At 58.5% G+C, this 12,660-nt stretch carries 10 protein-coding genes and 1 riboswitch; of the genes, 2 read left to right on the top strand and 8 right to left on the bottom strand.

Features of this window, described 5'->3' with window-relative positions; all coding sequences use genetic code 11:
• From cobW to AAFN47_RS08545, 6 genes are all read right to left on the bottom strand, one after another.
• Complete coding sequence (gene cobW / locus AAFN47_RS08570; RefSeq protein WP_499808798.1) at positions 1–1,074, bottom strand: cobalamin biosynthesis protein CobW; 1,074 nt, start codon at positions 1,072–1,074, stop codon at positions 1–3.
• A gap of 5 nt (positions 1,075–1,079) precedes the next feature.
• Positions 1,080–1,604: a bifunctional adenosylcobinamide kinase/adenosylcobinamide-phosphate guanylyltransferase gene (gene cobU / locus AAFN47_RS08565; RefSeq protein WP_499808797.1), complete on the bottom strand. Its 525-nt coding sequence runs from the start codon at positions 1,602–1,604 to the stop codon at positions 1,080–1,082.
• Entirely contained in the window at positions 1,601–2,338 is a 738-nt protein-coding gene (locus tag AAFN47_RS08560) for a CbtA family protein (RefSeq protein WP_499808796.1), read from the bottom strand. Before AAFN47_RS08560 ends, cobU begins: the two co-directional genes overlap by 4 nt.
• A 12-nt stretch (positions 2,339–2,350) precedes the next feature.
• Complete coding sequence (locus tag AAFN47_RS08555) at positions 2,351–2,530, bottom strand: CbtB domain-containing protein (protein WP_499808795.1); 180 nt, start codon at positions 2,528–2,530, stop codon at positions 2,351–2,353.
• 41 nt (positions 2,531–2,571) lie between these two features.
• Positions 2,572–2,898, bottom strand: a riboswitch (cobalamin riboswitch).
• Between the two features lie 53 nt (positions 2,899–2,951).
• A complete protein-coding gene (locus AAFN47_RS08550) occupies positions 2,952–3,704 on the bottom strand; it encodes a GGDEF domain-containing protein (RefSeq protein WP_499808794.1) in 753 nt (250 codons plus the stop codon).
• A gap of 286 nt (positions 3,705–3,990) precedes the next feature.
• Positions 3,991–5,448, bottom strand: coding sequence for a cobyric acid synthase (locus AAFN47_RS08545; RefSeq protein WP_499808793.1), 1,458 nt, complete (start codon positions 5,446–5,448; stop codon positions 3,991–3,993).
• Positions 5,449–5,916: 468 nt separating this feature from the next.
• Between AAFN47_RS08545 and AAFN47_RS08540 the strand changes: the two genes are divergently transcribed.
• Positions 5,917–6,897: an SH3 domain-containing protein gene (locus AAFN47_RS08540; RefSeq protein ID WP_499808792.1), complete on the top strand. Its 981-nt coding sequence runs from the start codon at positions 5,917–5,919 to the stop codon at positions 6,895–6,897.
• A 29-nt stretch (positions 6,898–6,926) separates the two neighbouring features.
• A complete protein-coding gene (locus AAFN47_RS08535; protein ID WP_499808791.1) occupies positions 6,927–7,943 on the top strand; it encodes a L,D-transpeptidase in 1,017 nt (338 codons plus the stop codon).
• A 31-nt stretch (positions 7,944–7,974) separates the two neighbouring features.
• Here AAFN47_RS08535 and fdhF read toward each other — a convergent pair whose 3' ends face one another.
• On the bottom strand, positions 7,975–10,764 hold the full coding sequence (fdhF, locus tag AAFN47_RS08530) for a formate dehydrogenase subunit alpha (RefSeq protein ID WP_499808790.1): 2,790 nt from the start codon (positions 10,762–10,764) through the stop codon (positions 7,975–7,977).
• A 21-nt stretch (positions 10,765–10,785) separates the two neighbouring features.
• A complete protein-coding gene (locus tag AAFN47_RS08525; protein ID WP_499808789.1) occupies positions 10,786–12,462 on the bottom strand; it encodes an NADH-ubiquinone oxidoreductase-F iron-sulfur binding region domain-containing protein in 1,677 nt (558 codons plus the stop codon).
• Positions 12,463–12,660: the final 198 nt, after the last annotated feature.

The raw sequence follows: 12,660 nt of genomic DNA, 5'->3' as shown, positions 1-12,660 counted from the left end.
CTAAGCCTGCGCTGCTGTTCCTGCCGCGCGTGCGATCGCATCAGATATTACAGTTCGATCCATGTCGTGCAGTCCAATCACAACGAGACGAGAGTTTGTCGCCTCACCTGGCTTCCACGGGCGATCGTAGTACCGGTCCATACGCGCGCCGACACATTGGATGACCTGTCGCATGGCCTTGCCCGGCACCGAGACAAAGCCTTTGACCCGAAGAATGTCGTGATCAGAGATAATGGACTCGAGCATGCGCGCAAATCCATCGGGATCCGGCAGTTCGCCAAACTCGACCACGAAGCTTTCGAATTCATCATGGTCGTGATCGTGGTCTCCACCATTCTCATGCTCGATTTCATGGTGCGATTTGCGCTTGGATATCTCGTCCTCGGTCGCCGAACCGAGACCGAGCAGCACATCGTTTGCGACTTCTCCGTTGCGCGATACGATCATCGCCGTCTTGCGGCTGGCGCGCCCTGCGACTTCGACGCGCACCGCCTCTAAGCCGGTTTCGTCCAGGAGGTCAGCCTTGTTGAGCACTATCAGATCCGCAGCAGTCAACTGGTCTTCGAAAAGTTCCTCCAGCGGGCTCTCGTGATCAAGCGATTCATCGGCTTGTCGCTGCGCGTCCACACGGTCGTGGTCGTCCGCAAACCGGCCTGCCGACACCGCCGCGCTGTCGACAACGGTCACAACGCCGTCGACGGTGACCCGCGTCTTGATGCCAGGCCAGTTGAATGCAGCGACCAGAGGCTGAGGCAGCGCGAGACCCGAAGTCTCGATAACGATGTGATCCGGCCTTTCCTCGCGTTCGAGCAGCTTTTCCATGGCGGGGATGAAATCATCGGCGACCGTGCAGCAGATGCAGCCATTGTTCAGTTCCACGATGTCATCGTCACTGCAATTCTCGACGCCGCACCCTTTCAGCACCTCGCCGTCAACTCCGAGGTCGCCGAACTCGTTGATGATCAGCGCAATCCTTCGGCCATTGGCGGCGGTCAGCATATTGCGGATCATCGTTGTCTTTCCCGCGCCCAGAAAACCTGTAATCACTGTCGCGGGAATTTTTTCGCCTTGCATAGCGCTTAACCTTTCAGTTTCATGGGAAGCCCGGCAGCGACGAGATAAACCTCATCAACCAGCTCTCCCAGTATTTGGTGCAGCCGCCCGGCATGATCCCGGAACTCCCGTGCCATGCGGTTTTCAGGCACGATGCCCATGCCGACTTCGTTGGAAACCAGGATGATGTGGCCCGGCAAGCTTCTCACGCGCTCCGCCAAGTCTTCACATCGCGCCTCGACGTCCCACTCTTCCAGCATCAGATTTGTGATCCAGAGCGTCAGGCAGTCCACGAGGATCGCCTTGTCTGCGGCCGCTTCTCGAACAAGCAGTTCCGCCAGCTGCAATGGCTCTTCCAGCGTCGTCCAGTCCTGGCCCCGACGCGCGCGGTGATGGCCGATGCGCGCCGCCATCTCTTCGTCATACCCAAGGCGCGCCGTCGCGACATAGACAGCGCCAAGTCTAGACTCGTCCACCAGCCTCTCGGCAAAGCGCGACTTGCCTGATCGGGCGCCGCCGAGGACCAAAACCGACCCTGGACCCTTGGTCACGCTCCTTCTTCCAGCCTGTCCATGGCCGCCCCCATAAGCAGACCCAGAACGACCCAGAAAAACGCAGTCGTTGCAAGCGTCGCCACGGCGAACTCGGCGGCGAGCAAAGCCGGCACGTCGCTGGTAATGATCTCTGGCTGGGGAGCGCCGTAGACATGCGGCAAGGCGAGCACCACGACGCCCGCGATCTTGGCCCATATTTCGGATCGCACGACCAGCAAGTACAATCCGGTCGCCGACAGGATCACAGTGGCCACCCACCAGACCTGACGATCGGCGAGGTCCGCGGCGGGAAAGCCGGGAAGTTCAGGCGGAAGCCCGAGCGCCGGGAGAAACTGGAATGTGAGCCACCCTGCAGCGCCCCACAAGACGCCTGTCTTCGCTGTTATGGGGATTCCCGTCAACAAGACAGCGGCCAACAGAATCAAGCCGTATCCCGCTCCCACAACGAGATTTGCAAGTATCGTTCCCCAAAGCCGATCGAGGCCAAAAAGGGCGCCGCCTTCTTCTCCCTCGTGAGCATAGGCCATGGTCACGGGACTCAAAAAGTCTGTGAGAGACATAATCAAAGACTCGCTTGGCGCCAGACTTTGCTCGACACGATCCCCGCCGACATTCTCGAATTCTTCGGCATGCAGGATAAGCGGCGTGACCTTGATTTCCTGAGCGACGCTCATGAAAACGCCAGCGATCAGTCCTGCCACCAAGGCGGCAAGAAGATAACGAACCATCATTTCAGCTTCTCCTTAGTGGCAAGGAAAGCCGTATGCGTGGCGAGCGTCGTGAGCTGTGTCGTGCAGGACCGCCGAATTGGCGAAGCCCGCTCCAAAAATGAAAAATGCGCCTACAATCAAAGCCGTTACGGCTATCGTGATGCGCTGTCCCGCTGCACCAATTGTGTGCGACTTGATCGTTCTGTTAGCCATTGCAACCTCCGTGACTGGCTCGTATTCCCAATTTGCGGGCGCATTGCCCGTCACGAATGGCAGGTCTCCTGGCTCACGGATCGGCAGCGATTAGCTGCCAGGCTCACCCTCGCCTTCCCGAATTCGGCGGCGCCAAACGGACGATTCGCAGACGATTAGAGGCGTCCGTCGGTTTATGGCGCCGCCACTTCAGTGGCTTCCCGTTCGTAAAAAGCGCACCGCGCATCACACAAACGGCCGGGATCGCCTGTCCGCTCTACAGTCGCGGGGTCGGCTGCGATTAAAGCGCCCTGTTTGGGTCCGCCCGTCGCATTCCCTCTTGATCCCTTCCGGCTATGCCTTTCGGGACCATTCGTTATTTATCATTATTGCGCTGGGCGACCGGCTGTCAATCGAGAACGCCACAGAGGCGGAAATACGGTCAAACGGCGAACGGCATCGCCTTCCTGTCCGGACCATAGCTGATACGGTTGCGACCTTCGCGTTTCGATTTGTAGGCGAGCATATCAGCTTCCTGCATCGCGTCGTTGAGGTCCCCGTCCTTGCCGACATGCGTTGCTCCGATGCTGACTGTCAGCTTCATTTCGATGTCTTCGTGTCGGAAAACATGCCGCTCGACTTCGTGGCGCAAACGCTGGGCGACATGCCAACATTCTCTCGCGCTGCTGCGATTAAGAGCGATGGCAAATTCCTCGCCTCCAAGACGTCCAATAATGTCGTCCGGGCGCAGATTCTCACGAAACAAATCAGCCATCTGGATCAGCACCGCGTCGCCAGCCTCGTGGCCATAGGTGTCGTTGACGCGCTTGAAGTGATCGATATCGAGCACCATCAGGCTTGCGCTGTCTCCCAAACCCTCTCGCGTTACTCTTCCTTCCTGCAACAGGTCGATGAAGGCGCGGCGATTGAAGAGACCCGTCAGCGGATCTGTTCTGGAGAGCTTCCTGAAGTATTCCACAGCAAGATCGGCTCTCGCCTGCAGGAAAACCATGTAAAGAACAAAGGGAACGGCGACGACGACAGTGAAGCGCAAGGTGAGCAAACTATCCGCAATCTGCGCCGCGCCGCGCAACTCGCTAGCGAAGAAAACCGTATTGATCATCTGGGTAAAAACGATGATCGCCACCATGAGGATAAGCGATCTCGAGAGAATCAGGCCTCTGCGGTTGCGCACGATATTACCGAAAGAAAGGCTCATGTCGGGTAAAGAATCACGGTCAATACCCGAAGCAAAGCGAGAGACAGAGTTGGACGAGGGTTTCGTGACCACGATTTGCTTTGCCAGTTTCTTTGGATGCGCACAGCTCTCAGCAAAAAAACTTCTTGCCCGATCTGTCATACACGAACCAGTCGGCTCGGATATAGCGGAATACGCACTTTATATCAATTAGATTAAAATGGTTTACATCTCGTGATGTAACGCCTGCAGGCCTCTTTGGCCAAACAATTCGGCGTTTTCGTCAATCGCCCCGCTCAAATCCCGGAAAGTCCTTCGAAACAAGCTTTTCCAAACGTGCAGCGATGGAATCCAGCGCCTCATCAACCATGGCGCTGTAATTGACCCCGGATTGTGACAGTCCCAACCGGGTAAGATAACCCTGTCTGAAGGCGTCGTTAGCGAACAGTCCGTGAAGGTAGGTTCCGAAGACTCGTCCGTCCCGGGAGACTGCACCGTCCGGCCGGCCATCGATCGTCGAGAATGGCCTCATGCAATCGGGTCCGGAGGTGCGTCCGAGATGGATTTCGTAACCGGTCAGATCCGCATCGATAATCCGGCACTTGGCGTGGCTGTTGCGCGCGGCTTTGGACTTTTCCATCGTGGTTTCGATATCGAGAAGGCCAAGTCCCTCGACACTTGCCGGCGCACCCTCGTTCCCGTCGGGATCACGCACCATGCGACCCAGCATCTGGTAGCCGCCGCAAATGCCTGCGACGTGACCGCCGCGGCGGACGTGGCCGGCGAGATCCCGGTCCCAGCCGTTTCTTCGAAACGCAGCAAGATCGGCGATGGTCGACTTGGACCCAGGAATAATCACAAGGCCTGCTTCCCTTGGGATGGGATCGCCGGACTTGATATAGCGGACTTCGACTTCCGGTTCGGCTTTCAGCGGATCAAGGTCGTCGAAATTGGCGATTCTGTCGAGAACCGGGACAGCAACAATCAGTGCGCCGTCGCCGGCGCCAACCAGCCGTTCGAGTACCACGGAATCTTCTGGCGGAAGCCGACCTGCTTCCGGAAGCCAGGGGATAACGCCGAAACACGGCCAGCCCGTATGCCGACTGATCGCCGTAACCCCGTCATCGAACAGCGATACGTCGCCGCGGAATTTGTTGATCAGATAACCGGCGACCATGCGCCGGTCCTCTTCTGGAAGAACGGCGTGCGTGCCGACGATGGAGGCTATGACGCCGCCCCTGTCAATGTCGCCGACCAGGACCACCGGAACGCCCGCGCGGGTCGCAAAACCCATATTGGCGATATCGTTTCCGCGCAGATTGATTTCTGCCGCTGAACCGGCCCCCTCGACGATAATAATGTCGGCGTCGGCGCGGATCGCATCCCAACTCTCGAAGACCGCTTCCAGGAGGTGTCGACGGGTGTCCTGATAATCCCGGGCGCCGGCCCGGCCCCAGACCTTGCCATGCACGACGATTTGCGACCCCGTTTCAGATTCCGGTTTGAGCAGTACCGGATTCATATGAACTGACGCCGGCGTTCGGCAAGCCAGCGCCTGAAGCCACTGTGCGCGGCCGATCTCACCGCCGTCATCTGCGACCGCTGCATTGTTTGACATGTTTTGCGGTTTGAACGGTTGCACGCGCAGACCGCGGTTAGCAGCCAGGCGGCAAAGGCCGGCGACCAGCACTGTCTTGCCGACGTCAGAACCCGTTCCCTGAAGCATGATGGCCCGTGTCATGCCTCGTGCGTATCATCATCGCGGCGACAGGCAAGAAGAATGTCGATTCCTAAAGAAGAAACCGCGCCAAGGCGGCAACCCTGCGCGGTCTGGCTCCAGCATCTGGAGGTTATTTGCGCCCCGGTACGCACTACCTGATCCGGAGCGTTTGGCGTTCCCGCCACGCGTTCCTTTCTAGGCCAATAACGTTACCGTAAGGTTATCAGGACCTTAATCAAAAATGAATCATTCAATTTTTTTTCGACCTGGCGGCTCGTTCCTTGGCGTGGAACTGCTCGATCGCACTCCCCTCCGCTTGGCGTTCGAAAGTCCAGACAGGCGTCCTTTTCAACGCAGGCCGGGCTAACTTGGAAAAAGAATTTCTTCAATGAATATAAGCGCAGTCCTGTTCGTGACATAAAATGTCTTCAGGATCGCTTGAAAAAGAATTCAATAAACAAAATTACATTCAAACATCTGGAGGGAATCATGAATAATTTGAAATTTGTCTTGTGTCTTTTTCTGGTGTTGCTGACCGGAAATGCACTGTCACAAGACATGCGCACGGAAACTGTTCATTTTGCAGCCGGAACAACGGGCACATCCATCGATGGTCAAATCAAAGGCTATGACTCTGTGCTTTACATTGTTGGCGCCGCCGCCGGACAGACAATGTCGGTGCGGATGGACACCAGCAATGGCGCTAACTATTTCAATATATTCGAACCAGGAAAACAGCCGGGCGATGCGGCGATGTTTATCGGTTCGACAAGCGGCAACGACTACTCCGGAAGGCTTGCCGCAAGCGGCGACTATTCGATCCTTGTTTACATGATGCGCAGCGCAGCCCGCCGCGACGAGATTGCCCACTTTACGCTGGAGATCACTATCGACGGAAACGCCGCGCAGGCGCCCAGTCGCGACCCCGATTATGCGGACGGTCTGTCCGGCGGACCGGACTTCTGGGAGGTCACCAACGTTCCAGCCAATGACACGCTGAATGTCAGGGCCGGTCCGGGCACGGACGCCGAAGTCATCGGAGAATTGCAGAACGGCGATCCTGCGCGCAATCTGGGGTGCCGCATGGTCGACAGCGCAAGATGGTGCCAGATTGAAGCCGGCTTCGACCAGATATTCACCGGCTGGGTGAACGGACGCTATCTCAGGGAAGGCATTGCTCCGGGCGCTGCCAATGCGCAGTCGAGCGGAACCGTGCCATGTTCGACAACTTCCGGACAACCGACGCGGCAATGCCCTTTTCGTGCCTCACGCGATCCGAACGGAAACGCGACCATGTGGATCGACATCGGCTCGGGCGCCGCGCGCTACGTCGAGTTCCGAGAGGGCAACCCGATCCATACCGATCCGGGCCTTGACATAACCTATGAGCGTTTGGGTGACCTTTATCTTCTGCGCATCGGCGGCGTCGAGCGCTATGAAATTCCCGACGCCGTCATCTATGGCGGTTAAAAAACCGAACAGCTGCGAGGAGACAGGCAATGACTGACCGACTGACAAGAAGAACGCTGGTGATCGGAGCCGCTGCGGGTATCGGCGTGGTCACGACAGGGTTCGGACTCGCCCGGCAGGTGATCAAGGAAATTCACGAACTGAATCCCGGCGAATATGTCTGGCAGCCCGAACTTTCGCCAGAGGGACCGGTCGCTATCGTCGTGTCGCTGGACGACCAGCGCGTTCATGTCTACCGCAACGGCGTGCGTGTTGCAGTCTCGACGTGCTCCACGGGTAAACCGGGTCATGAAACGCCGACAGGAGTCTTTACGATCCTGCAGAAGGATAAGGATCACCACTCCTCTACCTACAACAATGCGCCAATGCCGAATATGAACCGGCTGACTTGGAAAGGGATAGCCCTGCACGCCGGAAAGCTGCCGGGTTATCCGGCCTCCCACGGCTGCGTACGCCTGCCGATGCAGTTCTCGGAAAAGCTGTTCTCGATCACCCATATCGGAACGCCTGTCATCATTGCAAGCGGCCACACTGATCCGAGGGAAGTCGTGCATCCGGGCATGATTCTAAGCGATACGGCCGAGCATCAGTTCGAAGGAGCAGTAGCCTCCCTCGAGGATCGCGAGGTGCCGGGCTTCAACCACGAAGACAACCCGACTGCGCCCGTCACGGTCCTGGTTTCAAGCTCGGACAGCAACATCACCGTCATGAAAAACGGTCACATCGTCGCCGAGAGCAAGGCGACGATCTCGGATCCCATGCGACCGCTCGGTAACCACGTGTATGTTCTGGCCGGCGCACATGACGAGTCCGGAGGGCTGCAGTGGCATTCCATCAGCCACGGCGATGTCTCAGAGGACCTCGCAACAGCGGACGCTGGCGCGATCGACCGCATCCGTGCGGACACCAACGTCGTTCAGGCAATACGCGACAACTGGCATCCCGGAACAACGCTCATAACCGTCGATGCGCCGGCGCATCCCGATACGAGGAGCAATCGCGATTTCGTCGTCGTGACGACGGAACTGGACGGCGACAGAGCCTGAGACCGACAGTCCTGGCATAGGCGACTGATTGCTATTCTGCAACGCCCGCCACTTTCAGGCTTTCAACCCGAGCCGCGCAATATTTGAACTCCGGTATTTTACCGAAGGGATCAAGCTGCGGGTTGGTCAGCCGGTTTGCCGGGCTTTCGTTGAAGCAGAACGGCATGAAGACCATGCCGTCGGCGACCTCCCGGTCCGCCCGCAGAACAGCCTCGACGGCGCCGCGCCTTGTCAGCACGGAAATCATCTGACCGGGCGTCAGCCCCTGCCTGTCGATTTCGTAGGGGTTCATCGCAGCTATACCTTGCGGCTCCAGTTCGTCCAGAACGCCGGCGCGGCGTGTCATGGCGCCGGTATGCCAATGCTCGAGCAGCCGACCTGTCGTCAGCACCAATGGATATTCTTCGTCGGGAACCTCGTCCGGCGCACGCAGATCGGCGGGAACAATAGACCCACGCCTGTCTTTCGTCGGGAAGCCGGTTGCGAAAATGATCTCGTTGCCTGGTTTGTCAGGCGCATCGGCTGGATATGTCACAGCGTCTTCCTGCTCGATGCGCTCCCATGAAATGTTATTCAGGGACGGCATCACGGACGCCATCTCCGTATAGACCTCCGAGACATGGGAGTATGTCCAGTCGAGCCCTATGCCCCTAGCGATCGCCACTACCAGTTCCCAGTCCTGACGCGCTTCGCCGGGCAAGTCCAGCGCCGGACGGCCAATCTGAACCTGGCGGTTCGTATTGGTGAACGTTCCGAGTTTTTCAGCGTGCGCCGAAGCCGGTAGCACGACGTCGGCGTGCCAGGCCGTTTCGGTCAGGAATATGTCCTGCACGACCAGGTGATCGAGTTTCGCCAGCGCGGCGCGCGCATGAATCTGGTCCGGGTCGGACATCGCCGGGTTTTCGCCCATGACATACATGCCGCGAATCTCGCCGTCGTGAATCGCGCCCATGATCTCGACAACGGTAAGTCCCCGGGCGGGATCGAGCGAACGACCCCAAAAGTCTTCGAATTCATTGCGGATATCCGGCGTCTCGACCGATCTGTAGTCCGGATAGAACATCGGAATAAGACCGGCGTCGGATGCTCCCTGCACGTTGTTCTGGCCGCGCAAGGGATGAAGTCCGGTTCCGGGACGTCCGACGTGGCCGGTCGTCAGGGCCATGGCGATAAGGCAACGTGAATTGTCCGTGCCGTGCGTGTGCTGGGAAATACCCATTCCCCAGAAAATGATCGACCGTTCCGAAGTCGCGTAAGTGCGTGCGACAGTCCGCAATGTTTCGGCGTCGACGTCGCAGACCTCGGCCATAGCCTCCGGAGAAAAGTCTCTGACCTTCTCTTTCAGCGCCTCGAAACCGGAAACGTTGGCCTGGATATATTGCTCGTCATAAAGCTTTTCCTCCACGATCACATGGAGAAAGGCGTTGAGCATCGCCACATCGCTGCCCGGTTTGAATTGCAACGCGTGGGTGGCGTGACGCATCAGATCCTGACGGCGTGGGTCCAGAACGATCAGGGTCTTGCCCAGCTTCGCCGCCTGCTTGAAATAGGTGGCGGCGACCGGATGGTTCGTGGTCGGCCTCGCGCCGATCACGATGATGCAGTCGGCGATCATCGCGTCGGTAAACGGCGCGGAAACGGCGCCTGAACCGACGCCCTCCATCAAGGCCGCCACGGACGATGCGTGGCACAGCCGCGTGCAATGGTCGACATTGTTGGTGCCGAAACCCTCGCGAATGAGTTTCTGGAAAAGATAGGCTTCCTCGTTGGAGCCCTTCGCAGATCCAAAACCGGCAATCGCCTTGCCGCCGTCCGCCTGATGAATCGATTTCAGTCCGGTCGCCGCCTTTTCCAGAGCCTCTTCCCATGTGGCCGGCCGAAATATCTCCATCGGATCGACAAAGCGCAGATCCATGTCGCCTGCCTTGGGCGCGTCTTCACGCCGGATCAACGGCGTCGTGAGGCGATCAGGCGAATGCACATAGTCAAAGCCGAACCGCCCCTTGACGCACAAGCGGTTTTCGTTTGCAGGCCCGTTGCGGCCATCGACCTGCACGATCGTATTGTCTTTCACCGCGACCTTGGTCTGGCATCCAACGCCGCAGAAGGGACAAACGCTGTCCACCACCCTGTCGAAGTCCTGAATGGCGCGTGTTCGATGATCTTCGCTCATCAGCGTCTTTTCAAACAAGGCTCCGGTCGGGCAGGCCTGCACGCATTCGCCGCAGGTCACGCATGTGGACTTTCCCATAGGGTCGCGAATATCAAATATGGGAACGGCGTGATTGCCGCGACCGCCCATGCCGATCACGTCATTGACCTGTACCTCACGGCAGGCGCGCACACAGGCGTTGCAAGCGATGCAGGCGTCGAGATTGACGGCGATCGCCGGATTGCTGTGGTCAATTCCGCGCGCGGCTTCCCCGGTCTCGAATTTCGATCTGAAACGATCCGAGCCCGCGATGTCCATAGACGCGGCCCATTGCCAGAATTCAGACTGGTTGTCAGGCGTTTCTTCGCGCGGCCGCATGTCGCTCGCCAGCAACTCGAAAACCATGCGACGGGATTTGTCAGCCCGTTCCGTGTCCGTTCGCACGACCATGCCTTCCGCAGGTTTGCGAATGCAGGAAGCCGCAAGAACCCTCTCGCCCTCGATATCGACCATGCACGCACGGCAGTTGCCGTCCGAACGATAACCGGGCTTGTCGACATGGCATAGATGGGGGATGCGCGTCCCTTCGCGCCGGGCCACCTCCCAAATGCTTTCTTCGGGAGAAGCTTCGACCGTCTTGCCGTCCAGGGTGAATTTGATCGTTGTCATCACTGTTTCCCGACGTTCATTCTAAAGGTCATTCCTGAAGAAGGTCAAAAGGTGATTGACCGGATTCGGCGCCGCCTGTCCGAGCCCGCATATGGAGGCGTCTCGCATCACCGCTTCGAGATCTCGGATCGCCTGTTCGTTGAGCGGGCCGCTTTTTTCGAGCAACGCAATCATCTTTTCCGTGCCGGACCGGCACGGCGTACATTGACCGCAACTCTCATGCTTGAAGAACTTCAGAAGATTGAGCGCAGCGTCCTTCACACTGTCTGTCTCCGACAGCACGACAACCGCATGCGAACCCACAAAACTACCCAGTTCAGCCAGTTTTCCGCCGAAATCGAGCGGAATATCGTCCATATGCGCCGGCAGAATGCCGCCAGACGCGCCACCTGGAAGATAGGCCTTGAAGTCATGCCCGTCCGCCATTCCGCCGCAGTAATCGTCGATCAACTCGCGAATGGTGACGCCGGCTGGCGCGAGTTTTACTCCAGGCTCCTTGACCCGGCCTGAAACAGACCACGAGCGTGGGCCGGGATGACCTTCCTTGCCCTTTGCGGCAAACCATTCCGCCCCGTTCTCGACGATATCGCGAATCCACCACAGTGTTTCGACATTATGATTGAGCGTCGGCTTTCCGAAAAGCCCGACCTCCGCAATATAGGGCGGACGATGGCGCGGCAGCCCGCGCTTGCCCTCGATGCTTTCGATCATCGCGCTTTCCTCGCCGCAGATATAGGCGCCAGCGCCGCGGCGAAGCTCGATATAGCCCGGCTCGATAAGCTCGGCGGATTCCAGGGCGGAGATCTCCTGGCGCAGAATTTCCAGCACTGCTGGATACTCGTCGCGCATGTAGAAATAGATGCGTTCTGCGTCGACCGCATGGGCGGCGATCAAGGCGCCCTCCAGCGTGCGGTGCGGATCGCTTTCGAGAAGGAAGCGGTCCTTGAAGGTTCCAGGCTCGCCCTCATCGCCATTGATCGTCATCAGCCGCGGGCCGGCGTAGGAACGTACGAAGCCCCATTTCTTGCCTGCCGGGAAACCTGCGCCGCCGAGGCCGCGCAGTCCCGCATCCGAAAGCATGTCGATCAGGGCGTCGATTGCGATTTCGCCGCCTCGTACCTTCTCCAGGCATTCGTAGCCGCCATATTCCTGATAAGCGAAAAGCCCGATATAGTCGGGTGTCAGGACATCGAAGCCGCCTTCGTCGGCCAGCTTGGCAATGTCGTCGGCGCTTGCATGATCGAGTTCGCGATCGCCAAGCCGGGCTGCCGGCGCCGTCGCGCAACGCCCCATGCAAGGCGCGCGTACAACGCGAACCAGAGACGGGTTCATGCGGGTTTCCAGTTCGGAAATCAAAACTTCCGCTCCGCCCATCATGCAGGACAGGCTATCGCAAACCCGCACGGTCAGCGGAGGAGGCGACGCCTCGCCTTCCTTGACGACGTCGAAGTGGTCGTAGAAGGAAGCGACTTCGTAGACTTCCGCCTGCGGCAATTTCATGAGCTCGGACAGCGCGCGCAGATGCGCGGCCGACAAGCACCCATAGGTGTCCTGGATAACGTGAAGGTTTTCTATCAGCAGGTCACGGCAAAGCGTTCGCCCATCGAGAAGGGTGCGAACATTCTCCACGGCCGCGTCGTCGAGCGGACGCCCTTTCGGCCCCCGATCCTTGCGCCTCCTCGTATCCTGCCGACTCATGACGTCCTCCAACTCCCGCACATTCTGGAATGCTTATAAAACCCCCGACAATCCGTAAACCGGCCCGAATGCGGCAATCCGACGTCGCACACTTGCGATCAGCCTGAATTGTGCTGGGCGCCGCGCTGGTAAACCGTACGGCCCGAAGCTTTTGAATGTATCCGGGAGTCTTTTTCGGAACATAAATATACGGTACGC

The sequence above is a fragment of the Hoeflea sp. CAU 1731 genome (assembly GCF_039888615.1).
Classification (GTDB): domain Bacteria; phylum Pseudomonadota; class Alphaproteobacteria; order Rhizobiales; family Rhizobiaceae; genus Flavimaribacter.
Note: the sequence above shows the minus strand (reverse complement) of the source record. Positions and strands in the feature narration are given on the sequence as shown.

Coding starts and splice junctions, on each gene's coding strand:
- AAFN47_RS08560 (WP_499808796.1), bottom strand. CDS start 2,338: ATGATGGTTCGTTATCTTCTTGCCGCCTTGGTGGCAGGACTGATCGCT.
- fdhF (WP_499808790.1), bottom strand. CDS start 10,764: ATGACAACGATCAAATTCACCCTGGACGGCAAGACGGTCGAAGCTTCT.
- AAFN47_RS08525 (WP_499808789.1), bottom strand. CDS start 12,462: ATGAGTCGGCAGGATACGAGGAGGCGCAAGGATCGGGGGCCGAAAGGG.
- AAFN47_RS08545 (WP_499808793.1), bottom strand. CDS start 5,448: ATGACACGGGCCATCATGCTTCAGGGAACGGGTTCTGACGTCGGCAAG.
- cobW (WP_499808798.1), bottom strand. CDS start 1,074: ATGCAAGGCGAAAAAATTCCCGCGACAGTGATTACAGGTTTTCTGGGC.
- AAFN47_RS08540 (WP_499808792.1), top strand. CDS start 5,917: ATGAATAATTTGAAATTTGTCTTGTGTCTTTTTCTGGTGTTGCTGACC.
- AAFN47_RS08555 (WP_499808795.1), bottom strand. CDS start 2,530: ATGGCTAACAGAACGATCAAGTCGCACACAATTGGTGCAGCGGGACAG.
- AAFN47_RS08535 (WP_499808791.1), top strand. CDS start 6,927: ATGACTGACCGACTGACAAGAAGAACGCTGGTGATCGGAGCCGCTGCG.